At 72.7% G+C, this 23,715-nt stretch carries 19 protein-coding genes and 1 pseudogene; 5 read left to right on the top strand and 15 right to left on the bottom strand.

The genetic code is table 11. The features are described from left to right. Positions 1-47 precede the first annotated feature (47 nt). Complete coding sequence (locus AB0M08_RS28955; RefSeq protein WP_364499751.1) at positions 48-842, top strand: SAM-dependent methyltransferase; 795 nt, start codon at positions 48-50, stop codon at positions 840-842. A gap of 471 nt (positions 843-1,313) precedes the next feature. Here the strand turns inward: AB0M08_RS28955 and AB0M08_RS28950 are convergent, their stop codons facing one another. The 12 genes from AB0M08_RS28950 to AB0M08_RS28895 all read right to left on the bottom strand — a co-directional run bounded on the left by AB0M08_RS28950 (position 1,314) and on the right by AB0M08_RS28895 (position 16,751). Beyond that, positions 1,314-2,285 (bottom strand): helix-turn-helix transcriptional regulator, encoded by a 972-nt coding sequence (locus AB0M08_RS28950; protein ID WP_364499748.1) that lies wholly within the window; start codon positions 2,283-2,285, stop codon positions 1,314-1,316. A gap of 300 nt (positions 2,286-2,585) precedes the next feature. Then, complete coding sequence (locus AB0M08_RS28945; RefSeq protein WP_364499745.1) at positions 2,586-3,557, bottom strand: alpha/beta hydrolase; 972 nt, start codon at positions 3,555-3,557, stop codon at positions 2,586-2,588. A 546-nt stretch (positions 3,558-4,103) separates the two neighbouring features. Further along, positions 4,104-5,837 carry an ABC transporter ATP-binding protein gene (locus AB0M08_RS28940; RefSeq protein WP_364499742.1) on the bottom strand — a complete coding sequence of 578 codons (1,734 nt, stop codon included), beginning with the start codon at positions 5,835-5,837 and terminating at the stop codon, positions 4,104-4,106. Beyond that, positions 5,830-7,611, bottom strand: a complete 1,782-nt coding sequence (locus AB0M08_RS28935; RefSeq protein WP_364499739.1) for an ABC transporter ATP-binding protein — start codon at positions 7,609-7,611, stop codon at positions 5,830-5,832. Before AB0M08_RS28935 ends, AB0M08_RS28940 begins: the two co-directional genes overlap by 8 nt. Further along, a complete protein-coding gene (locus tag AB0M08_RS28930; RefSeq protein ID WP_364499736.1) occupies positions 7,601-9,223 on the bottom strand; it encodes an ABC transporter ATP-binding protein in 1,623 nt (540 codons plus the stop codon). Before AB0M08_RS28930 ends, AB0M08_RS28935 begins: the two co-directional genes overlap by 11 nt. After that, positions 9,220-10,095, bottom strand: a complete 876-nt coding sequence (locus tag AB0M08_RS28925; protein ID WP_364499733.1) for an ABC transporter permease — start codon at positions 10,093-10,095, stop codon at positions 9,220-9,222. The genes AB0M08_RS28930 and AB0M08_RS28925 overlap by 4 nt, the downstream gene beginning before the upstream one ends. After that, positions 10,092-11,042, bottom strand: a complete 951-nt coding sequence (locus tag AB0M08_RS28920) for an ABC transporter permease (RefSeq protein WP_364499731.1) — start codon at positions 11,040-11,042, stop codon at positions 10,092-10,094. Before AB0M08_RS28920 ends, AB0M08_RS28925 begins: the two co-directional genes overlap by 4 nt. An 8-nt stretch (positions 11,043-11,050) precedes the next feature. Continuing rightward, the gene (locus AB0M08_RS28915; RefSeq protein ID WP_364499729.1) at positions 11,051-12,640 is read right to left on the bottom strand and encodes an ABC transporter substrate-binding protein; all 1,590 of its coding nucleotides are present in this window, start codon (positions 12,638-12,640) and stop codon (positions 11,051-11,053) included. 45 nt (positions 12,641-12,685) lie between these two features. Continuing rightward, entirely contained in the window at positions 12,686-13,852 is a 1,167-nt protein-coding gene (locus AB0M08_RS28910; RefSeq protein WP_364499726.1) for an acyl-CoA dehydrogenase family protein, read from the bottom strand. Further along, positions 13,849-15,045, bottom strand: coding sequence for an LLM class flavin-dependent oxidoreductase (locus AB0M08_RS28905; protein ID WP_364499723.1), 1,197 nt, complete (start codon positions 15,043-15,045; stop codon positions 13,849-13,851). Before AB0M08_RS28905 ends, AB0M08_RS28910 begins: the two co-directional genes overlap by 4 nt. Beyond that, a complete protein-coding gene (locus tag AB0M08_RS28900; protein WP_364499720.1) occupies positions 15,042-15,764 on the bottom strand; it encodes a hypothetical protein in 723 nt (240 codons plus the stop codon). Before AB0M08_RS28900 ends, AB0M08_RS28905 begins: the two co-directional genes overlap by 4 nt. A gap of 144 nt (positions 15,765-15,908) precedes the next feature. Next, entirely contained in the window at positions 15,909-16,751 is an 843-nt protein-coding gene (locus AB0M08_RS28895) for a LysR family transcriptional regulator (RefSeq protein ID WP_364499718.1), read from the bottom strand. Between the two features lie 168 nt (positions 16,752-16,919). On the opposite strand from AB0M08_RS28895, the pseudogene AB0M08_RS28890 reads away from it, so the two are divergent. From AB0M08_RS28890 to AB0M08_RS28875, 4 genes and pseudogenes are all read left to right on the top strand, one after another. Next, positions 16,920-17,819 (top strand): annotated as a pseudogene (locus AB0M08_RS28890) (2-dehydropantoate 2-reductase N-terminal domain-containing protein); the annotation flags it as partial. Between the two features lie 213 nt (positions 17,820-18,032). Then, on the top strand, positions 18,033-18,893 hold the full coding sequence (locus AB0M08_RS28885) for a sulfurtransferase (RefSeq protein ID WP_364499982.1): 861 nt from the start codon (positions 18,033-18,035) through the stop codon (positions 18,891-18,893). Then, positions 18,890-20,209: an FAD-linked oxidase C-terminal domain-containing protein gene (locus tag AB0M08_RS28880; protein WP_364499716.1), complete on the top strand. Its 1,320-nt coding sequence runs from the start codon at positions 18,890-18,892 to the stop codon at positions 20,207-20,209. The genes AB0M08_RS28885 and AB0M08_RS28880 overlap by 4 nt, the downstream gene beginning before the upstream one ends. 49 nt (positions 20,210-20,258) lie before the next feature. Beyond that, the gene (locus AB0M08_RS28875) at positions 20,259-20,519 is read left to right on the top strand and encodes a hypothetical protein (RefSeq protein WP_364499714.1); all 261 of its coding nucleotides are present in this window, start codon (positions 20,259-20,261) and stop codon (positions 20,517-20,519) included. Between the two features lie 250 nt (positions 20,520-20,769). Here AB0M08_RS28875 and AB0M08_RS28870 read toward each other — a convergent pair whose 3' ends face one another. The 3 genes from AB0M08_RS28870 to AB0M08_RS28860 form a co-directional block, all read right to left on the bottom strand. Beyond that, positions 20,770-21,087 carry a hypothetical protein gene (locus tag AB0M08_RS28870; protein ID WP_364499711.1) on the bottom strand — a complete coding sequence of 106 codons (318 nt, stop codon included), beginning with the start codon at positions 21,085-21,087 and terminating at the stop codon, positions 20,770-20,772. A 16-nt stretch (positions 21,088-21,103) separates the two neighbouring features. Next, positions 21,104-21,775 (bottom strand): response regulator, encoded by a 672-nt coding sequence (locus AB0M08_RS28865; protein WP_364499708.1) that lies wholly within the window; start codon positions 21,773-21,775, stop codon positions 21,104-21,106. After that, the coding region (locus tag AB0M08_RS28860) for a DUF4118 domain-containing protein (RefSeq protein WP_364499705.1) at positions 21,772-23,715 on the bottom strand (1,944 nt) is incomplete at its 5' end. The genes AB0M08_RS28860 and AB0M08_RS28865, both read right to left, overlap by 4 nt.

Genomic DNA, 23,715 nt, shown 5'->3' with positions numbered 1-23,715 from the left:
TCCCCCTGTCTCGCGGTAACCGCCTCCGTCCTATTAAGATCGCCGCCGTGACGCTCGAGAGGTTCGACACCGGGGTCGCCCACCCCGCCCGGCGCTACAACTACTGGCTCGGCGGCAAGGACAACTTCGCCGCCGATCGCGAGTCCGGCGACCTGCTCGCCCGCTCGTACCCCGCGGCCCGGATCGCCGCCCGCGCCAACCGTGCCTTCCTCCAGCGCGCGGTCGGTCATCTGGCCCGTGAGGCCGGCATCCGGCAGTTCCTCGACATCGGCACCGGCCTGCCGACCGCCGACAACACCCACGAGGTCGCGCAACGGATCGCCCCGGAGAGCCGGATCGTCTACGTCGACAACGACCCGATGGTCATGGTCCACGCCCGCGCCCTGCTCACCAGCACCCCCGAGGGCCAGACACGGTACCTCGAACACGACCTGCGCGACCCGGCCACCATCCTCGCCGGCCTGGAAATCCTCGACCGCTCCCAGCCGATCGCCCTGGTCCTGGTCGCCGTGATCCACTTCCTCCCCTCCCAGGACCAGGCCCGCGAGATCGTCACCACGCTGCTCGACGCTCTCCCCTCCGGCAGCTACCTGACCATGACGTGCGCCACGACGGACTTCCTGACCCCCGAGCTCAAGGCCAACTGGGACGAATCCCTGCGCACCGGCCGCTCCGACGTCATCCCCCGCACCCGCCCCGAGTTCGACCAGTTCTTCACCGGCCTCGAGCTGGTCACCCCCGGCGTGGTCCCCATCAGCGAATGGCGCCCGGACCCGTCCGCCGAGGAGAACCCCACCCCGGTCGAGGCCTCCCTCTTCGGCGCGGTGGCCCGCAAGATCTGACCCCTTCCCGCGTACGGCGGAGACCACGCTCCCGCCCTTCCCCACACCGCCGTCCACCGTCATCCGAACCAACCCCCAATGCACTCCGCCATCCGAGCCGCCCGAGCATCGTCATGGCTGCGACTCTGCCGCGATGTCCGGGTGCGGCGCATCAGACCACGGGCCCCCTACCGTGGTAGCGAGAAGGATCGCCCACGGGCGGACGCCGTGGCGCCCGCACCTCGCTAGCCTGGCGACATGACCTGGATCCGGTGGCACCTCGTCGATGTACTGGCGGCCCTCGCCGTGCTCGCGGCGGCCGGTAACGCGATCGGCCGGACCGGTAACGACGGGCGAAACTCGGCGGGCCAGCAGCGACGGGCCAGCAGCAGTGAGCGGCGGCAGGCCAGCAAGGCTGAGCAGCGGCAGGCCGGCAGCAGTGAGCGGCAGCGGGCCGACAAGACCAAGCAGCGGCAGGCCGGGAGCGGAGGGTCAGCGGCGGCGCAGGGTGTGGCTGGGGAGCTCGCCGAAAGCGGCGTGGTAGTCGGCGGCGAAACGGCTCGGGTTGGCGAAACCCCAGCGGCGGGCGGTCTCCTTCACCGTCTCGCCGGCCCGGCGCTCGGCCGCCTCGCGGAGTTCGCCGCGGACCGCCTCCAAGCGGACCTGTCGCAGGTAGGCCATCGGCGTCCGGTCCAGGTGGCGCCGGAACGCCTCCTGCAGCGCCCGGATACCGACCCCGGACGCGGACGCGACGTCGGCCACGGTCAACGGCCGGGCCGCGTTCGCCTCGATGTACGCCGCCGCCCGCCGCACCACGGCCGGCGCCACCCGGCCGCTCGGCGGGGTGTAGTCCAGCGTCATCGTGCTGTTCGGGAAGGTGACCAGCAGGCTCGCGGCGGCCACCCGCATCAGGTGGACCAGCAGCAGCGAGGGCAGTTCGGGCGCCGAGGTCAGTTCCCGGTGCACGAAGGCCGCGGTCAGCTCCCAGTGCCGGCGCATCACGTCGCTGACCGGCGGCCGCGCCTCGAAGAGGAGTCGCCCGCGCAGGCCCGCGAACTCCTCGGCCATGTCCCGGGCACAGGCGAGCGGGACCGACACCGCGTGCAGGACCGCGCTGGCGTACTCGGCGCGTACCGCGGTCTCCGGCGGGACGAGGAAGCAGCCGTTCCCGGTCAGGGACGTCGCCCACCCCGAACCGGTGAACCCGGAACTGCCCTCGACGAGGCGTATCGCGTACAGGAAATCGCGCGGATCGGCGAGGGCGGCATAGCGCAGGCCGCGCATCCGGAAGGCGTGCACCCCGAAGGCGCCGAAGGCGGCCGAGGTCAGCCGGAAGTCGACCGGGCCGGTGTCGTCACGGGCGAACCGGGGCCGATGCGGGATCGCGGCCACCTTCGCCGCGACGGCCAGGTCGTGGTCGGCGGTCTGGAAGTCCGTGTACCGGACGGCCGCTTTCGCCGGCATTGCGTGCCCTCGCTCTCTCCGACTGTCTCACCGGCGTGTCGAGACGAACCCTATGCCGGGGAAACGCGGTCCCGGAAGCGCCGACACCCGGAGTTCACCCCCGCTGATGACTCAGCGCCGCCGGAGGGTGTGCGACGGCGGGCAGCCCTACGCCTCGTGGTAGTGCACGGCGACAGCACACGAAGTAGAACAACGGAACACGAGGTGGAACAGCAGAACGCGGACCGGCCGCCCCACCAGAGATGACAGGGCGGCCGGAGAGGACCGGGCGGCCGGAAGGGACCGGGCGGCCGGAACCGGTCAGCTGCCGCTCAGCGTCTCGATCGTGCCCGCGGACAGCCGAGCCTGGTAGTACGCGCCACCCGGGTAGTAGCTCGCCGTCGTGGTGCCGTCGGCGGCGTCCACCGCCCAGGCGACCGCGAGCGTCTGCAGCACCGCGACGTTCGCCGCCGACGAGGTGCCGGCGGTCAGTGTGCAGAGCACATCGGTGCTGGCGCCCTCCGCGTCACAGTGGCTGCCGGTGGTCAGCCGTACGCCGAGGAAGTCCCGGTCCAGGGTGCCGGTCAGCTCCACGGTGCCGCTGGCGTTGCTGTTCGCGAGGTACGGCGGCGACGAGATGGTCCGGATCGGCAGCGACGTCCCGCCGATCGCGGCCAGCCCGGTCGCCATGTTGGTCCCGAAGATCGACTCGACCGGGTCGAGCAGTTGGAGGTAGTCGAGGTTCGCGTAGGTCGACGGGTACGTGGTCTTCAGGACGCCCGCGAGATAGGTGGCCGCCTCGCCGCCCGCCGAGTGGCCGGCCAGGACGTACTCGGTGGGCAGTGTCGTGCCGGAGCGGCCGGCGGTCTTGGCCGCGGCGGCGTAGCTCTTGGCGAGCGCGCCGGACGAACTGGTCGCGGTGCCGAGCAGGGCGGCGACGCTCTTGAGGAAGACGGTGTTGTTGCCGAGGTTGCTGATCGTGCAGCCGTAGATGTCGGCGGAGGGAAGGGTGGGCGCGACGACGAGGAAGCCGGCGTCCTGGTATTCACGGGCCAGGTCGGCGACGTTGGCGTTCGAACGGGAGAAGCCGTGCTGCAGCCAGACCAGGGCCTTCGGGGTGGCGGTGGCCGGGAAGTACCAGTCGGCGTCGAGGCTGTAGGTGTAGATCCAGCAGGGCACGGAGACGTCGCCATCGACCTCGGTGGCCGCGGCGATCGCGGGCGACGGGACGGCGATGAGGGCCGAGGCGGATAGGGCGAGGGCCGCCAGGGCACGGCGAAGGGACAGGGACACGGGACCTCCAAGTGGCCATCCGTAACACTCTCCGAAACAGTGTTTCCATTAGCGTGTGTCGAGAGTGAACTGTCAAGAAGCCGTGTCGCTCCGTAACAGGACGGCAATTCCGGCGGGAGCGGAGCACACGGCGGACGATCCGCCAGCCGGGGCGCCCAGAGCACACGACCCGCCAGCCGGGGGCGCCCAGAACACACGACCCGCCAGCCGGGGGCGCCCAGAGCACACGATCAACGCAGTTCAGGGGCGCTGACAGCACACATTGAGCGTTCGTGTCCCTGCGCCGCCCTCCACGGGGCTGCGCAAGCACACGATCGCGGACCGGGTGCGCCTACCGCCCCTTCACCCGGTTGATCGTGCACGCGTGCCGCCCCACCCGGGCCGTCCGTGCGCACGCACCGCCCCACCCGCACCGTTCATGCGCATGCACCGCCCCACCCGCACCGCCCGTGCGCACGCACCGCCCCACCCGCACCGCCCGTGCGCACGCACCGCCCCACCCGGGCCGTTCATGCGCGCGGGCGGTCGGCGGGGTCCGGACCGCTTCTACGACGGTGCCCCGAGCGGTCGATTCCAGGCCTCGACCAGCCCCGCGTACACCCCGTCGGCCCGATGCAGGTCCGCGTGCGACCCCGACTGCACCACCCGGCCCGCGTCGAAGACCAGCACCCGGTCCGCGTTCTCCGCCGTCAGCATCCGGTGCGCGATCGACACGCTGGTCCGCCCGGTCGTCAGCGCCCGGAGCGCCCGCTGCACCGCCACATCCGTCGCCGGGTCCACCCCGGACGTCGCCTCGTCGAAGACGACGAGATCCGGGTCGACGAGCGCCGTGCGGATCAGCGCCACCAGCTGCCGCTCCCCCACGGAGAGACGTTCCCCGCGCACGCCGACACCGGTGTCCAGCCCGAGGGGCAGCGTCGCGAACCACTCCCCCAGCCCGAGCGCCTCGACGACGTCGAGAACAGCCGCGTCCGGACCGTCGAAGAACAGGTTCCCCCGTACGGTCGTGTCGAACAGGAACGGGTCCTGCGGGACGATCACCACCCGGCCCGCCGTCGTGGCGAGCCGGTCCAGCGGCACCCCGCTCAGCGCGATCTCCCCCGCCGCCGGTGACAGCCGTCGCGTCAGCAGCTTCGCGAACGTCGACTTCCCCGAACCGGTCCGCCCCACCACGGCCACGTGCTCCCCCGGCTCGATCCGCACGTCGACGCCGGCCAGCACGACCGGGCCGTCGCCGTAGCGCGCCGACACTCCGGTGAAGCGGACGCCAACCGGGCCGGACGGCAGCGGCAGCCCGTCGGCGACCACCGCGCTCGGCGTGCCGACGAGTTCCAGGGCCCGCCGCCACCCGGTCAGCGCGTTCTGCGCCTCCCCCAGGCTCTGCACCACGAACTGCAGCGGCCGCACGAAGAACGTCACCAGGAACAGCATCGCCACCACCTGGCCGGCGGAGAGTCCCTGCCCCACCCCGCCGAGCAGCACCGTGATGGTCATCGTGGAGATCGCCAGCTCGCCGACGGACGTGTTGCCGTGCAGCGGCGCGAGCGTGCCCTCCAGAGCGGTCCGGGCCCGGCCGACCGCGCCGTCCAGCCGCGCCCGCGCCCACGGCGCCGCACCCGTGGCGCGGATCAGGGCGGCGCCCAGCACGTTCTCGGCGATCGTGGTCTGCATCGCGGAGAGGTCGCGCCGGGCGCGGTCGTACCGGCGGCCGATCAGGCGCTGCATCCGGGACATCGCCACGACCAGCAGGATGGTCAGCCCGAGCACCGGCAGCGCGAGCCGCCAGCTGTAGGCGAGCAGGATCACCGTGGCGATCAGCAGCTGCGCGGCGTTGGTCAGGAACTGGATACCGCCGCCCTGCAGGAACGTGGTCACCTGGTCGACGTCGCTGGTCAGCCGGGCGACCAGGTCGGCGCTGGGCACCCGGTCGGCGGTGCTCGCGGCCATGTCGTGCACCCGCCGCAGCCCGTCGCGCCGCAGTCCGGCGAGCGCGTCCTCGACCCGGGTCTGCAGGCGCCGGTTGAGCAGCAGCGACGAGACGCCGGCGAGCACCACGGCGGCCGCGCCGACCGCGACTGCCGGGCCGACGGTGTCCGGGTCGAGCCCGGCGTCGATCACGCGTTCGATGGTGAGCGGCGCGATGATCCGGCCGGCACCGGCCAGCAGGGCGAGCAGCACGGTCAGGCCGAGGCCCTGCTTGAGCTGCGGCGACTCGCGCACCGCCACCGTGATCAGTTTCCGCCATCCGGTCCGGGACAGATCAGCCAGGAGCTCAGACATACGCGTTCACGATCCGGGAGTACTCCTCGTCGTCGGCGAGCGCGGCGGGTGGGCCGGCGGCCACGATCCGGCCGCCGCGCAGCACGATCACCCGGTCCGCGACGGTCACCGCGTGCGGGCGGTTGCTGCTGAGCAGCACGGTCGGGCCGCGCTCGGTCAGCAGCGCGTCGAGCACCTGCTTCTCCACCCGGGCGTCCAGCGCGGACGTGGCGTCGTCCAGCACCAGCAGGCGCGGGGTCCGGACCAGCGCCCGGGCCAGGCAGATCCGCTGCCGCTGCCCGCCGGAGAGGGTCGCGCCGCGCTCGCCGACCACCGTGTCCAGGCCGTCCGGCAGGTCGCGGACGATCTCGTCGGCCGCGGCGGTCCGCAGCGCCCGCCACAGCGCGCCGTCGTCGATCGCCCGGCCGAGCGTCAGGTTCTCGCGGATCGAGGTGGCGAACAGGAACGGACTCTGCGCCACCACGGCCACGTGTGCGGGCACCTCGTCGCGGGCCAGCGAGCGCACGTCGGCGCCGTCGAAGCACACGGTCCCGCCGGTCGGGTGCGCCTGCCCGCCGGCCAGGTCGAGCAGGGTGGTCTTGCCCGCACCCACCGCACCGATCACCACGGTCACGCTGCCCGGTTCGAGCGTCAGATCCGCCCCGGCCAGCAGGGTCCGCCCCGCCCGGTTCACCGTCGCGCCGCGCAGCTCCACCCGCAGCGGCCGCACCCCGAGGACCTTTGCGAGCCTTTCCGGTACGCCCTCCGTGCTCGCCACGACATCGTGGATCCGGTCGCGCCCCGCGTTCGCCATCGGCAGCATGCTGAGGAACCGGCTGATCACGTTGAGCGGGATGGCGACGGTGATCAGCAGGTACACCACGCCGACCAGGTCACCGACGCTCAGATCGCCGCTCTGCACGCGGGGCGCCCCGACCGCCAGCACGACAAGGACCGCCGCGGTCGGCAGCAGTTCGAGCAGCGGGTCGAAGACCGAGCTGACCGAGGCCATCCGCAGGTCCGCGCTCCGCAGCCGGGCGACGCCGGGCGCGAAGCGGGCGTCCTCGGCGCCGGCCAGCCCGAGGCTGCGGACCACCGGGCCGCCCTCGATCGACTCGTGTGCCACGGTGGCCACCGCGCCCCGGGCGGACTGCGCGTCGCGGGCGCGCGGGGCGAGCAGCCGCTGGTAGGTGACGTTGAGCCCGAGCACCGAGCCGACCAGCACCACCCCGACCAGCCCGAGCGCCGGGTCGCGCCGGAACAGCTCGGTCAGCGCCAGGAGGAGCATGAAGACCATGCCGAAGGCGAAGTACGCGAACTGCATCGGCGACCAGAGCGCGTCCACGTCGCCGACCGCGTGCGCGAGCAGCCGTCCCGGGGGCCGCGCCCGGTGCCACGCGGCGTCCTGGTCGAGGTAGCGGCGGACCACGGCCCGGCGGGTCTCGGCCTGCGCCCGGTACTGGACGCGCCCGGTGGCGATCCCGCGGACGAAGATGGTGCTCCACCGGACCGCGGAGACCCCCGCGATGTATCCGGCGCTGAGCCACCAGGTGCCCGTGGGCACCGCGTCACCGGCGAGCACCGGCATCACCAGGTGGTCGGTGGCCCAGGCGATCGCCGAGGCGCCGGCGACCATGGTGGCGCCGTTGAGCAGCCCGGTGACCGTGGCGAGCAGCGCCGGCCCGGGGTTGGCGCGGGCGCCGGCCACCTGGGCGAGCAGCGCGGACCGCCGCCGGATGTCCGGCGTCCGGGAGGTGTCTGGGGCGGGTTCGGACGGGCGGGGATCAGCGGGCATGGACGGTCCGGCCAGGAATGGCATCGATCAGCTCCCGGGTGTACGGGCTCTCCGGGTCGCTGAACACCTCGGCGACCGGGCCCTGTTCGACCACTCTGCCGTCCTTCATCACCGAGACGGTATGCGAGATCGCGGCGACCACCGCGAGGTCGTGCGAGACGAAGAGGTAGGAGAGCCCGAGCGCCGCCTGCAGGTCAGCGAGGAGCGTCAGGATCTGTTCCTGTACGAGCACGTCCAGCGCGGAGACCGGCTCGTCGAGCATCAGCAGCTCCGGTTCCAGGGCCAGCGCGCGGGCGATCGCCACCCGCTGCCGCTGCCCGCCGGAGAGCTGGGCGGGCAGCCGGTCCAGGTAGGAGGCCGGGAGCGCCACCTGGTCGAGCAGTTCGCGGGCCCGGGCCTCGCGGCTGCGCCGGTCGCCGATCCGGAACGACACGAGCGGCTCGGTCACCGACTGCCGTACGGTGAACGTCGGGTCGAGGGTGGCGAACGGGTCCTGGTGGACGAGCTGGGCCCGACGGCGCAGCGGGCGCATCCGGTTCCAGGAGAGCCCGGCGATCTCGGTGCCGTCCAGCACGACCGAGCCGCTGGTCGGGCTCTCCAGGCCGAGGGCGATCCGCAGCGTGGTGGTCTTGCCGCAGCCGGACTCGCCGACCAGCGCGTGGGTACGCCCCCGGGGCACGGTGACGCTGACCCCGTTCAGCGCGTTGAAGCCGCGGCGGCCCCGGCGCAGGTCGGCGACCGGGAACGTCTTGGAGACGTTCGTCAGGGTGAGCACCGCAGGAGGCTCTTCGGCACCGCGTACGTCGAAACGCGGAACGACCCGCCCGCCGTGCGAGAGGCGCGGCGCGGCGGCGATCAGCTGCCGGGTGTAGCCCTCGGCGGAGCGGGAGAGCAGGCTCGCGGGCTCGCCCTCGTCGACCTTGCGGCCGTGGCGCATCACCACCACCCGGTCCGCACGGTCGGCGGCGACGGCCAGGTCGTGCGTGATGATCAGCAGGGAGATGCCCTGCTCCCGGACCAGGCCGCCGAGGTGGTCGAGGATCCGCTTCTGGACGGTGACGTCGAGGGCGCTGGTGGGCTCGTCCGCGATGATCAGTTTCGGGCGGCCGGCGAGCGCGATGGCGATCAGCGCGCGCTGCCGGAGCCCGCCGGAGAGCTCGTGCGGGAACTGGTGGGCGCGCAGTTCGGGCTCGGGGACACCGGCCTGGGTGAGGTGCTCGATCACCTCGGCCCGGACCGCGGCACCGGCCAGGCCGCGCAGCCGGACCGCCTCGGCGACCTGCGCGCCGATCCGCTTGGTCGGGTTCAGGCCGACCATCGGGTCCTGCGGGACCAGGCCGACCACCGAGCCGCGCAGACGGCGCAGCACCCGCTCCTTCGCCCCGGCGGTCTCGATGCCGTCGACCTTCGCGGAGCCCGCGGTGATCCGGCCGCCGGCGGGCAGCAGGCCGATGATCGCGTTCGCCGTGGTGGTCTTGCCGGAGCCGGACTCGCCGACGATGGCGACCACCTCGCCCTGGCCCACGGTGAGATCGAGACCGGTCACGGCCGGCTGGACGACGCGGTTCCGGACGTACCCGACGTCAAGGCCTTCGATCTCTACGAGGCTCACTTGCCCAGCTCCTGGAAGGTCTTGGAGATGTGGTTGAGGCTGAGCACCAGCAGGGCCACGAAGACGCCGGGCAGCAGGCTCAGCCACCAGGAGGTGACCAGGTAGTTGCGGCCGTCGGCGATCAGCGTGCCCCACTCGGCGGCGGGCGGCGCGGCGCCGAAGCCGAGGAAGCTGAGCGAGGCGATCGCGATGATCGCCACCCCCGCGTCCAGGACCGCGAGCACCGCGACCGGGCCCCACGAGTTGGGCAGGATGTGCCGGAGCAGCACCCGGCCCCAGGAGGCGCCGCCGGCCCGGGCCGCCTCGACGTACGGCAGGGTCTTGACCCGCAGTACCTCGGCACGCGTGGTGCGGGCGAATCCGGGGATGATGCCGACGCCGACCGCCACGGCGACCGGGACGGTGCCGTACCCGAGGGCGGTGACGATGGAGAGGGCGAGCAGCAGGCCGGGGATGGCGAGCAGCACGTCGACGGCGCGCATCAGGACCGCGTCGACCAGGCCGCCGAAGAAGCCGGAGACGACGCCGAGGCTGAGACCGGCGACCAGCGCGATGCCGAGTGCGATCAGGGTGGCCTTGATGGTCAGCGCCGAGCCGTGCAGGACGCGGGACCAGAGGTCGCGGCCGTAGACGTCGGTGCCGAACAGGTGCTCGCCGCCCGGTGCCTGCATGGCCGCCGCCGGATGGGTGTCGTAGGGCCCCTGACCGGCGAAGACGTCCGGCCAGAACGCAGAGACCACGACGAAGAGCACGTAGACGACGGCCAGGAGGAAGATCGGCTTCCTCGCGACCGCACCCACCCGGCCCCACCTATCCGATTCATCGGATACTTCGTGTTCCTCGATGACATCGAGGGCGAGAGCAGCGGTCACGGGGTCACCACCCTGTTCTTGATGCGCGGGTCGAGCAGCGGGTAGAGCAGGTCGACGACCAGGTTGACGGTGACGAAGACGGCCGCCGCGATGGTGACCACGGCGAGCACCACCGGCACGTCCTGGGCCAGCACCGCCTCCTGGGCGAGCTTGCCGACGCCCTCCCGGGTGAAGACCGTCTCGACCACGATCGAGCTGGTCACGGTGAGGCCCACGATCACACCGAGGATGGTCATCGCGGGCAGCGCCGCGTTGCGGAACGCGTGCCGCAGATGCACCGCGGACCGGGAGAGCCCCTTGGCACGCGCCGTGACGACGTACGGCTGGGAAAGGGTTTGATCGAAGCTCTTGATCAGCACCTGGGCGAGCACCGAGGACGCGATCACCGAGATGGTGATCACCGGCATCACCAGGGACGCCACGCCCTCGGTGCCGATCGCCGGGAACCAGCCGAGCCGGAACGAGAAGAGCTGGATCAGGAAGAGCGCCACGAAGAACTGCGGAAACGAGGCGCCGAGCGCGGGCAGCCGGGTCAGCAGGATCCGCAGCGGGTTCCAGCGGACGAAGGTGGCCAGGTAGGCCAGGCCCGACCCGGCCACCAGCGACACCACCGCGGCGGCGACGCTGAGCAGCAGGGTCGGGCCGATCCGCTGGCCGATCAGGTCGGTGACCGGCACCTGCTGGCTCAGCGAGGTGCCGAAGTCACCGTGCACCACACCGGCGAGGTGATGCCAATATTGCCGGCCGATCGACTGGTCGAGGCCGAACCGGTGCTTCATCGCGGCGAGCTGATCCGGGGTGAGGCTGTCCGGCTGGATGCCGGCGGCCGCCAGTTGCAGCTCCATCGGGTCGCTGGGGAGCAGGTAGAGGATCGCGAAGGTCAGCGTGAACGCCGCCCAGAGGACGACCACCGCCTGGGCGACCCGGCCCACGACGTACCGGATCATGACTCGGGTCAGTCCTTCCAGACGTCGTTGAGCTTGAGGAAGCTCTCCGAGGTGTACGCGAACCCGTGCACGTGGCTGCTGACCCCGGCCTTCTGCAGGCGCTCGTTCAGCGGGATGAGGACGGCCTGGTCGATCAGGTAGTCCTGCAGGTCGGCGTAGGCCTGCTTGGTCTGCGCCGCGTCGGTGGTCTGCAGCGCCTTCGCGAACAGGTCCTGGATCTGCTTCGTCTCGGCCGGGGTGGCCGAGTTGGTGGCCAGGGCCTTCGAGTTCGCGACGTCCGGGTTCAGGATGAACTGGAGGGCGCCGGGGTCGGCCCGGGTGAAGTAGGTGGAGGTCAGGTCGTACGAGCCCTCCTTGAGGTAGGTCGCCTGCTGCGCGGTGGTGAGCGTGCGCAGGGTCAGGTTGATCCCGGCCTCCTTGAGCTCGGCCTGGAGCAGCTCGGCGCCGGCGCCCGCGGTGGAGGCCTGCGGGTAGTCGATGGTGAGCTGCTCACCGTCCTTGACCCGGATCCCGTCGGCGCCGGCGATCCAGCCGTCGGCCTCCAGGATCTGCTTGGCGCCCTCCAGGTCATAGGCGAGCTTGCTCTCCTGCGAGGTGAAGTAGGGCGTGGTCGAGTTGAACGGCCCGGTGACGGTCGGGTAGTCCGTACCGAAGAGGGTGGTGGCATAGGTCCTGCGGTCGATCGCCTTGAGCAGCGCCTTGCGGACCTGCGCGTCGGCGAGCGGATGCCCGGCGGCGGTGTTGCCGTAGAGCGCGTACGACGGCCCCGGCAGCGCCCGGCTCTCGACGGTGTCCCCGGCGCCCTTGATCAGCTGCTCGTCCTGCGGCGAGAACGGGTTGCGCGGCCAGGCGATGTCGGTCGCCCCGCTGATCAGGTTGCCGGTGCGGACGCTGTCCTCGGCCACGTAGTTGAAGACCACCTTGTCCAGGCGGGCCTCGCCGGTGTTCTCGGCGAGCGCCGAACCCCAGGTGTAACCGGTGCGCTTGGTCAGCACCGTCTCCACCTTGGCCGTGTAGTGGTCCAGTGCGAACAGGCCGGAGCCGACGACGCCCTTGCCGGTGCAGCGGTCGGCCGGCGTCTCCTGGAACTCGGCCGGGTCGGTGATCGCCAGGTTCGTGGTCGAGGTGGCCTGCAGGAACGAGGAGTTCGGCGTGGAGAGGTGCAGCTCGACGGTGCTCGCGTCGACCACCTTCGCCCCGGTCAGGCCCTGGATGTACGAGGAGCCGTACGCCGCGCCGTTGGTGGCCTTGACCGTGTCGATCCAGCCGGTCACGTTCTCCGCGACCGCCTGCGCGTCCAGCTTCTTCCCGTTGGCGAAGGTGACGCCGTCACGCAGGTGGAACGTGTAGGTGAGGCCGTCCTTGCTGATCTCCCACTTGGTGGCGAGCCACGGGACGATCTCGCCGGTCTCCGGGTCCTGGTCGGTCAGCGAGTCGGCGAAGTTCCGGATGATCGACCGGCTCTCGATCCAGTAGACCTGGAACGGGTCGATGCAGGAGAAGGTGGGGTTGTCCGGCCAGAACGAGACCTTCAGCGTGCCACCCGACTGAGAGGTGGTGGCTGCCTCGCCGTTGCCGCCGCAGGCGGCCAGGGTCAACAGGGCGGCTGTCGTAGCAAAAAAGCGTTTTATCATTGTTTTCCCTTAATTTCCGAAGAGCACGCGTCGTCCGCCGCTGATCAGCGCGGCGTCTTCCTGCGGCGGGTGGACCCGGATGCAGAGTGCGTCCCGCAGATGGCGTTCCAGCGGGTGGTGCCGGGAGAGACCGGGGTTGCCGAGAGCCGCGACGGCGGCCTGGGTCGCGGCGATCACCGCACGGCCGATCGCCACCTTGATCAGGGAGAGCTGCGGGAGCAGGGTCTCGTCGCCGCTCTCCAGGCGCAGCAGCGCGCCGTGCAGCAGCGTCTCGGCCTGGGCGATCTGCAGGTCGATCTCGCCGGCCACCGCCTGGATCCGCTCGGTCTCCGCGATCGGCCTGCCCAGCGCGGTCGGCACCCGGGTACGGGCGTACGCCGCGAACGCCGAACGGGCCGCCCGGGCCACGCCGATGTAGAGGGCGGGATGTCCGAAACTGCCCGGCCCCGCGGCGGCGGCCGGGTCCCGGTACACACCGTCGGCGCCGCGCGGGATCTCCACGAACGCGTCCGCCGGGACCGCGACGTCGCGGTAGATCACGTCGTGCGTGTTGGAGGCGCGCAGCCCCACGTGGTCCCAGGTGTCCACCCAGGTGATGCCGGGTGCGTCGCCGGGCACCACCACGTGGCCGACCCGCTCGTCGCCGGTGACCGCCCAGACCACGTGGTACGCGAGCCCGGTCCCGCCGGTCGCGTACGCCTTGTGCCCGTCGAGCCGCCAGCCGTCCGCGGTCCGGGTGAGCGTGGTCTTCGGCAGCCCGCCGCGGGCCGGGGCGCCCAGCTCGGGCTCCGCGCGGATCGCGTTGACCAGTGCCGGGCCCTCGGCCGAGCGGAGCAGCAGCCGCCGGTAGACTTCGGGCGCCCAGGTCGGCTGGGCGGCCTGCGCGGCGTGCGCGTTCAGGGTGTTCGCGGCGAGCAGGCCCACCGACGCATCGCCCTCGCCGATCGCGGTGAGGATCCGGGCGGCGTCGCGCGGTCCGAGGCCGGGGCCGCCGTAGCGGGTGGCGACGGTGGCGGTGAGCAGCCCGGCCCGGTGCGCGGCCTCGACGCCGGCCCACGGCAGCGCACCGGTGCGGTCGTGCTCGGCGGCGTGCGCGGCGATCTCCGCGGTGACCTCCGCCAGCGCCGCCGCGGAGAGGTCCGGTGCGGCGAGGGTGGCGGTGGGTGCGCTGGTCACGGCTGTCCCGCCGTGGCGTACCGGGCGTAGTCGGCGCCGTAGTTGCCGGGGTGCGCGGCCTGCAGGGTGCCGCGCTCACCGGTCGCCTTCCGGTGCGCGATCTCCTGGCGTACCAGAGGAAGCACGTGCTTGCCGTAATCGACCGCGTCGGCGAGCGTGTCGTAGCCGCGGATCGAGACGAGCGAGGCGCCCCGGTCCACGTAGTCGAGGATCGCGGCGGCGACCGTCTCCGGCGAGCCGACCAGCGCGGTGGAGGCGCCCGCGGCATTGGTGACCGCGGCGGTCCTCGTCCAGAGGGCCCGGTCATAGAGGTCCGAGCGCTGCGCGTTCGCGAGTGCCCGGAGCGAGCCCACGTTCTGCGGGGTGCCCCGGTTCACCGTCGCGTGGGTCGCGGCGATCTTGGCGACGTACTCGTGGGCCTTCCGCCAGGCCAGTTCGTCGGTCTTCGCGATGATCGGGCGGAAGGTGACCCAGATCCGGGGCAGCGTGGTGCGGCCGGCGTCCCGGGCCAGGCCGTGCACCCGGTCGATCTCGGAGCGCAGGTCGTCGAGGGGCTCGCCCCAGAAACTGAAGATGTCGGCCTTGGCCCCGCCGACCGCGAACGCCTCGTCGGACTGGCCGCCGATGCTGATCGGGATCGGTCCGTCGTAGGGCGCGAAGCCGGGGCCGAACTCGTCGAACCGGTAGAACTCGCTCTCGTGGCTCCACGGGCCGGGCTCGGTCCACGAGCGGCGCAGCAGGTCGATGTACTCGCTGGTCCGGGCGTACCGGCGGTCCTTGGGCAGGTAGTCGCCCTGCCGGGCCTGCTCGGCGTCGCTGCCGCCGGAGATCAGGTGGACCACCGCGCGGCCCTCGGTGAGCTGGTCCAGGGTGGCCAGCTTCTGCGCGCCGACGGTCGGGAAGGTGGTGTTCGGCCGGAGCGCCACGATCGGCTTGATCCGCTCGGTGAGCTGCCCGACCGCGCTGGCGGTGACGAACGAGTCGGCGGTGCCGGACCCGTACGGCAGCAGCGTGTAGTCGTAGCCGCCCTCCTCCAGCGCGGCCACGTACTTCCGGAAGTACGCGAGGTCGATGCCGCGGGACGGGATCGGGTTCAGCTCGGTCGACGGGTTGAGGTGCGAGAGGCTGATGAACTCGACCTCGGGCGACGCGGTGGGCGGCAGGGTCGGTTCGAAGGCGGGCGAGGTGCTCATGGCAGGGTCCTCTCGGTGTACGCGATCGGTGCGAGATCGGCGCCGAGCCGCAGGCGCTCCAGGAAGAGCACGACGGAGGCGGCGACGGTCCGGTGGGTCTGGTCGTTGAGGACGTCGTGGGGCGCACCGGCAACGCTGATCAGCTCGGCGCGCGGGACGGCCGCGTACCAGGACCGGGCCGTCTCCAGGGGGCTGATCCCGTCGGCGCGGCCGTGCAGGCCGAGCACCGGTAGGGCGATCCGGGTGGGGACGGCCGGGTCGAACCACGCGGCGGGCAGGTCGGTGAAGAGCTCTCCGGGGCGGACGCCCTCCCGGCTGATCCGGCCGCGGTGGGTGGGACACGAGGTCCGGGCGTCGAGCTCGCCCTCCCAGTCCCGGGCGGGTGCGGCCGCGGCGGCGGTGGGCAGTCCGGCGAGGATCAGCGCGTCGGCGCCGTCGAGCGCGCCCGCCGCGGCGAGGTGCGCGGCATAGGCGGCCCCCGCGTCCGAGCCGATCACCACGCGGGGCTTCTCCGGATCGGCTTTCGCGAGGAATTCCACCGCCCGGGTACGGTCGTCCAGAGCGTGCACCCGGTACGCGTCGTTCGCGAGGCGGCGTCCGAGGCGCTCGTAGACGGAGGCCGACTCGCCGCGGCCGGGGAGCACGATCACGGTCGCGCGCAGCGGGATCGGCTCGGGCTCGGTCCAGGTGATCACGGCGTCCTCGTGCGCGAGAGTCATGTGGGGCCTTCCGTGGGTCTCGTTGCCCAGGTCTGAATCCCTAGGCCTTAATCCCTAGGCTTAATCCCTAGAACGCCCACCAAACTAATAGGCTTTGAGCCGGCGTGTCCAACGACGATCCGCGATCGGACCGATCACGCGCGCTTATCGCTGGGCGCCCTCCAGGACGCCACGCAGGCCCTCGGTCACGGCCTCGGCCAGCCGCGGGTCGGATCCGGTGCGCGAGCGCAGGCTCACCGCCGCCGGGCGTACGGCGGGGAGGTCGGGGCGCTCGACCAAGCCGTCCGGGACCGATTTCGCCGTCGCCATCAGCGCCACGCCGAGACCGGTGCGCACCGCGTCGAAGACGCCGGCCACGTAGCCGCTGTCGCAGACGACGTACGGGTCGAAGCCGCCCTCGGAGAGCGCGGCGAGCGCACGCCGGCGGAGCACACACGGCTCCTCGATCGCGACCACCGGCACCGCGGGACCGCCGGACGGCCGCCACCCGGCCGCCGAGTACCAGGTCAGCGGCAGCGCACCGACCGGAACGCCGTCCACCGACGACGCCTCGGCCAGGTGCACCGCCAGATCGAGGACACCCCGGTCCACCGCCGCGTCCAATCGCCGGGTGCGATCGATCCGGAAGCGGACCTGGTGACCGGGGAGCGCCGCGGTGACCGCCGGCAGGATCAGGTCGGCCGCGTGCTCGGTGGCGCCGACGGTGACCGTGGGCCGCCCCGGGCCGACCAGCCGGCGCAGCGCGTCGTCGTGCGCCGCCAGGATCCGCCGCGCCTCGCCGAGCAGCGCCTGGCCGTCCGGGGTGAACGCGGCACCCCGGCCCTGCCGCTCGACGACCGGCCGGCCGACCACCTTCTCCAGCCGGCGTACGTGCTGACTGACCGCGGACTGACTGATCCGCAGCGTCGCGGCGGCCCGGTGGAAGCCACCGCAGTCGGCCACCGCGACCAGGCTGCGCAACGCGAGAATGTCCAGCACCTGCCCCATGCCCGGACGCTAGCAGCGAATTGATAAGTGCTCGCTTTCGATTCCGATTCGGGATCGGTGTTGGACAGCCGGGGCCGCGCGCCGCCATGCTGAGCCGCAGCGTATTCCCACTAAAACCATCGGGTATACCGAATATGTGATCATGCCCACTGCACGGAGGAACACCACATGAGCCGCTACGTCGTGGTCGGCGCCGGGGCGGTCGGCGCCTCGATCGCCGCCGAGCTGCACCGGGCCGGAGTCGAGACCCTGCTCGTCGCCCGGGGCGCCCAGCTCGCCGCGCTCCGCGAGAACGGCCTGACCTACCTGCGCCCGGACGGCTCACACCACCTGCGCGTCCCGGTCGCCGCCGGGCCCGGCGAGGTGCAGCTGGCCGAGGGCGACGTGCTGGTGCTGGCCACCAAGACCCAGGACACCGCGGCCGCCGTCGAGACCTGGGCGTGGCAGCCGGTCAAGCGGGCCGACGGGCGTACCGGGGTGGCGGCGACCGACCTGCCGGTGGTCACCCTGCAGAACGGGCTGGACAGCGAGCGGATCGCGCTGCGCTCGTTCGCCCGGGTGATCGGCGGGGTGGTGTGGATCCCGGCGACCTACGCGGTGCCCGGCGAGGTGGTGAACCACGGGACGCCGGTGCCCGCGGTGCTCTTCCTCGGGCGGTACCCGAAGGGCGTCGACCTGGCGGCCAAGACGATCGCGGCCGACCTGCGGCGGGGCGGCTTCCGGGTGCACCTGGTCCCGGACGTGACCGCGCACAAGGCCGCCAAGCTGCTCGGCAACCTGGTCAACAGTGTGGACGCGCTCTACCCGCCGGGCGACCTGCGGGCCACCGCGGTGGCCCGGCTGCGCGAGGAGGCCCGGCAGGTGTACGCGGCCGCGGGGATCACCCCGGTCAACCCGGAGGGCGGGGAGTTCGGGACGGCGGACGTGCCCGGGCGGCCGAGGGTGGGCAACTCCACCCGGCAGAGCCTGGCCCGGGCGGTCACTCCGGAGACCGACTACCTGGACGGCGAGATCGTCCTGCTGGGCCGCCTGCACGGGGTGGCCACCCCCTATGCGGCGGCTGTCCAGGCCCGGGTTCACCGGGCGGTGACGGAGGGTGTCCCGGCCGGGTCGCTCGGCGAAGAAGACCTGGTCAGCACCCTTCCGGGGCTCGTCGTCGAGGAGAAGACTGTGGTGGCCGGAACGGATGCGCCGGCGGGAACGGATACGCAGGCCGGGACGGACGGTCCGGCCGGAGCGGGCGCCCTGGCCGTCGCGGACGTGCTGGTCGGGGCGGACGTGCTGGTCGGGGCGGACGTGCTGGTCGGGGCGGAGGAGCTGTATCGGCGGGTCGCCGAGCCGCGGCCGCCGGTGCTGCTCGACGTGCGGTGGGCGCTCGGGGATCCGCACGGCGCGGAGCACTACCGGGCCGGGCACCTGCCGGGCGCGGTCTATGTGGACCTGGACACCGAGCTGGCCGGGGCGCACGAGCCGGGCGCGGGACGGCACCCGCTGCCGTCGATCACGCGGTTGCAGGCGGCGGCCCGGCGGTGGGGGGTCACGCGAGACGGAGAGGTGGTGGTCTACGACAACAGCGGTGGGCTGGCGGCGGCGCGCGCCTGGTGGCTGCTGCGCTGGGCCGGGGTGGCGAACGTCCGCATCCTCGACGGAGGGCTCGCGGCCTGGCGGGCGGCCGGCTATGCGGAGGGCACCGGGGAAGCCCGGCCCCGGCCGCTGGGTGACGTGGTGCTGGAGGGTGGGCACCTGCCCGTGCTGACCGCGGACGAGGCGGCGGCGCTGCCCGGGCACGGGACGCTGATCGACGCGCGGGCCGGGGAACGGTATCGCGGCGAGGTCGAGCCGATCGACCCGCGGGCCGGGCACATCCCCGGGGCGGTCAGCCTGCCGACCGGGGAGAACCTCGAGTCCGGGGTGCCGGTGTTCCGCAGCGCGGCCGCGCTGCGGGAGCGGTTCGCCGGAGTGTCCGGGCCGGTCGGGGTCTACTGCGGCTCCGGCGTCACGGCGGCGCACCAGATCGCGGCGCTCGCGGTCGCCGGGATCGAGGCGGCGCTCTACCCGGGCTCGTGGTCGGCCTGGTCGTCGGATCCTGCGCGTCCGGTCACCACCGGGGACCAGCCTCTCTCCACCGGGGACCGGCCGTGACCGCGTGGCTCGCGGGGCTCGGTGTCGACTACAGCATCGATCCGGAGGTTCTCCAGGGGAAACGGCTGGACCGGTCGGGGTGGGAGCCGCACGGTGAGCCGGCCGCGGTGGTCTTCGCGCGCACCGTGGACGACGTGCGGGCGGTGCTGCGACGGGCCCAGGAGACCCGTACCCCGGTAGTCGCCCGGGGAGCGGGCAGCGCGCTGACCGGAGCGACCGCCGCCGGCGCCGGTGAGGTCGTCCTCGACCTCACCGGGATGAACCGGATCCGGGACATCCGGCCGGCCGACGGGGTGGCCGTCGTCGAACCCGGCGTGATCACCGCGGATCTCGACCGGGCCGCCATGGCGCACGGGCTGCGGTACGCGCCCGACCCGGCCAGCCTGGCGATCTCCACGATCGGCGGCAACATCGCCACCAACGCGGGCGGGCTGCGCTGCGCGAAGTACGGCGTCACCCGCGACTCGGTCCTCGGCCTCGACGTGGTGCTGCCCGGCGGGGAGCTGATCAGTACCGGTCGCGGCACGCTCAAGGGCGTCGCCGGGTACGACCTCACCGGGCTCTTCGTCGGCTCGGAGGGGACGCTCGGCATCGTCGTCGGCGCCACCCTGCGGCTGCGCACGCTGCCCGAACCGACGGCGACGATCGCGGCGTACTACCCCGACGTCGAGACTGCCGCGGCCGCCTCGGTCGCGCTCGCCGAGGCCCGCATCCAACCGGTCCTCGCCGAACTGCTCGACGAGGCCACCCTCGCCGCGATCGGCCCCGGGCTCCGGACGTCCGGCTCGGCGCTGCTGATCGTGCAGACCGACGGCGGCCCGGAGGAGGCGGCCGCCGCTGCCGAGGTGCTCCGGCGCGGCTCCAGCTCCCTGCGGCACTCCACCGACCCGGACTCGCTGCTGCACGCCCGACGCCAGGCCCTGCCCGCGATCGAGAAGCTCGGCCGCCCGCTGATCGAGGACATCGCGGTGCCCCGCTCACGCCTGGCCGAGGCGGTACGCGAGATCGGCGTCATCGCCAAGCGCCACGACGTGCCGATCTGCACACTGGCCCACGCGGGCGACGGCAACCTGCACCCGATCATCGTGGCCGGGGCCCACGGCTCCCCGATCCCGCCGGAGGCCCACCGGGCGGCCGACGAGATCTTCGCGCTCGCCCTGGAGCTCGGCGGCACGGTCACCGGTGAGCACGGCGTCGGCGTGCTCAAACGGGCATGGCTGGAGCGGGAGGTCGGACCGGCGAGCCACGACCTCCAGCGGAGGCTGAAGGCGCTGTTCGACCCATACGGCATCCTCAATCCGGGCAAGGCGATCTGACCTCGTCCACGATGGATGGTGCGGCGGCGGAACTCTACGCTGCCGCACCATGACCAATGGTGACGCTCCCGCGTCCGTACCCCTGGTCCTCAACTCCTTCGACGGCCTGATCCTGATCTCCGGTACGCCCACCTACGAGACCTGCACCGACAACGCCCTGGCCTACTCCGGAACAGCCCCGAAGGAGCAGATCACCGAGGGCGCCGCCTTCTGCGTGAAGACCGGCGAGCGCCGCATCGCCGGAGTCATCGTCACCGGCGTCCAGAAGGGCCTGACCGCCATCAGCATCACCGCCACCGTCTGGGGCTGAATCCGATCACCCGCTGAGGCCTCCATCCCGCAGACCGCCCTCGGATAGCACCGCAACCACCGGGCGAGGCCATGCCTACCGGGCCCGGCACGCCTCGGGGTCACCCGAGGGAGGAGTAGGCGGTGGTGGTGGTGTCGACCACCTCGACCTATGCCCCGCCACACCACCGGGCCGAGACGACACGCCGACAAGTCACCCCCGACGAGGCGACTCACCCTGACCTTTCAACCTCAGTACACGGGGTGGCTCATCACGGTGTCAGGGCCACGATGGCGGAGTCGTCGAGGGCGTCCAGCAGCGCGGCGACGTCCACCCGCCCGGGCGCGATCCAGGCGTTCGGCGCCGCCAGGCCGAATCCCGCCCAGGCCAGACGGGTCTGCAGGTGATAGCGGGCGTTACGCAGCGTCTCGGGCAGCGGGCAGCTGAGGAATGTCCAGACGGCGGCGTCGTGACTGAACGGAGCCGGGGCGAAGATGCGCTCCCGGCCCTGGTCGAGCAGGGTGAAACCGCCCGGGGCGAGCCCGAATGCGCTGGTGCGCCCGGCCCCGGTAGCCCGCGAACGCTCCACGGTCTCCACCCATCCGCTACGGCCGGTACCGGTAGCCCATGCCCGGCTCGGTCAGCAGGTGGCGCGGGCGCGACGGGTCGCTCTCCAGCTTGCGGCGTAGCCGGGCCATGTACTGCCGCAGGTAGTTGGTCTCGGTGGTGTACTGCGGCCCCCACACGTCGTGCAACAGCGTCCGCTGACTGATCAGCTTGTCCGGGTGACGCACCAGGTGCTCGAGCAGCTGCCATTCGGTCGGGCTCAGCCGCACGTCGTGTTCGCCGGTGACCGTACGGTTGCTGATGTCGATCTCGAATTCGCCGATCGTCGCGGTGGGGCCGGTCCCGTGGGGCTGGGCACGACGGGTGACCGCCCGGATCCGGGCGAGCAGCTCGTCGATGCCGAACGGCTTGGTGATGTAGTCGTCGGCGCCCGCGTCGAGGGCCTCGACCTTGTCGGTGCTGCCGGCCCGGCCGGAGAGCACGATGATCGGGATGTCGGTCCAGCCGCGCAGGCCACGGATCACCTCGGTACCGTCCATGTCGGGCAGGCCGAGGTCGAGCACGATCAGGTCGGGATGGTGGCCGGTCGCGGCACGCAGCGCGGCGGCGCCGTCGTGGGCGACCTCCACCTCGTAGCCACGGGCCCGCATGTTGATGCTCAGCGCCCGCAGGATCTGCGGTTCGTCGTCGACGACCAGGACCCGGGTCATCGGGCGTCCGCCGTCGGCAGCGAAATGATCATGGTGAGGCCACCTCCGGGTGTCTCTTCGGGGGTCAACGTGCCGCCCATCGCTTCGGTCAGCCCGCGGGACAGGGCGAGCCCGAGCCCGACCCCGGTGCCGTTGTCCCGGTCGCCGAGCCGCTGGAAGGGCAGGAAGACGTCGGCCCACCGGTCCTCGGGAATGCCCGGGCCGTGGTCGATGACCCGGATCTCGACGGCCGGGCCGTGGGTGCTGGCGGTGATCACCGGAGGCCGCTCCACCGGGCTGTGCCGCAGCGCGTTGGCGGTGACGTTCAGGATGACCCGTTCCAGCAAGCCCGGATCGGCGTGCAGATACGGCAGGTCCTCGGGCAGGTAGAGCCGGACCGCCCGCCCCGGCGGCCCGAGGTCGTCCAGGGCCCGGGGCACGATCTCCTCGGCGCCGACCGCGATCGCGGTGACGCCGAGCGCGCCGGCCTGCAGACGGCTCATGTCGAGCAGGTTGGTGACCAGCCGGGTGAGCCGGTCGAGCGACTCGTCGGCGGTCTCCAGCAGCTCGGCCCGGTCATGCTCGTCGAAGTGCACGTCGGTGCTGCGCAGGCTCGCCACCGCGGCCTTGGCGGCGGCCAGCGGCGTACGCAGGTCATGGCTCACCGCCGCGAGCAACGCGGTACGCATCCGGTCCGCCTCGGCCAGCGGTTTCGCCATCGCCGCCTCCGCCGCCAGCCGCTCCTGGCGCAGCGCGACCGCGGTCTGGGCGGCGAACGCCTCGACGATCCGCCGGTCCGAGGCCTCCAGGGTCCGCCCCGCGAGCACCATCTCCAGCCGCCCGTCGATCGCCACCACCGTGTCCGGTTCGTCCACGAGGTCACCGACGGCCGCGACCACCACCCCGCCCTCCCGCAACGCCACCGCGTCCAGGCCGAAGGTCTCGACCAGCCGCCGCATCAGGGCGATCAGCGGGCGCTCACCGCGCAGCACCCCGCCCGCGACGGCCGCCAGGGTCTGCGCGTCGGCACCGGCCTGGGCGGCCTGCCGGGTCTTACGGGCGGCGGTGTCCACGACCCAGCTCACCGCGAGGGCGACCACCACGAAGATGCCCAGGGCCAGCAGATTCTCGCCCTCGGCGATGGTGAACCGGCCGACCGGCGGCGTGAAGAACCAGTTCAGCAACAGCGACCCGGCCACCGCGGCGAGCAGCGCCGGCCAGAGCCCGCCGATCAGCGCGACCGCGACGACCGCGGCCAGGAAGAGCAGGATGTCATTGGCGAGCGAGAGCCCGGAGCCGAGCCGCAGAACGGCGGTCATGCCCGGCAGCCCGGCGGCGACGGTGAGGAATCCGGCGATGCGCCGCCCCCGGGAGAGCGCGGGCGGCACCCGGACCGGCCGCCTACCCTGCCCGGCCCGTTCGTGGGTGACCAGGTGCACGTCGATGGAGCCGGAGAGCGCGGTGGTGGTCACCCCGACCCCGGCCGAGAAGATCTGGGCCGGCCGCCCCCGGCTGGAGGCACCGAGCACGATCTGGGTGGCGTTGACGGCACGGGCGAAGTCCAGCAGCGCCCGCGGCACGTCCGACCCGGCCACCTGGTGATAGGTGCCACCCAGGCTCTCCACCAGCACCCGCTGCTTGGCCAGGGTCGCCGGGTCGGCTCCGGCCAGCCCGTCGTTGCGGGTGACGTGCACGGCGAGAAGGTCGGCGCCCTTGGTCCGGGCGGCGATCCGCGCAGCCCGCCGGATCAGCGTGTCACCCTCCGGTCCGCCGGTGAGCGCCACCACCACGCGTTCCCGGGTCTCCCAGGTGTCGTCGATCCCCTGGTCCGCCCGGTAGCGATCGAGCTGGTCCTCGACCTTGTCCGCGAGCCAGAGCAGCGCCAGCTCCCGCAACGCCGTCAGGTTCCCGGTCCGGAAGTAGTTGCCGAGCGCCGCGTCGATCTTCTCCGGCCGGTAGAC

Origin of the sequence: Actinoplanes sp. NPDC051851 (genome assembly GCF_040681165.1) — a bacterium.
GTDB lineage: Bacteria > Actinomycetota > Actinomycetes > Mycobacteriales > Micromonosporaceae > Actinoplanes.
The sequence above is the reverse complement of the archived record's forward strand: the minus strand, read 5'-3'. Positions and strand labels throughout refer to the sequence as shown.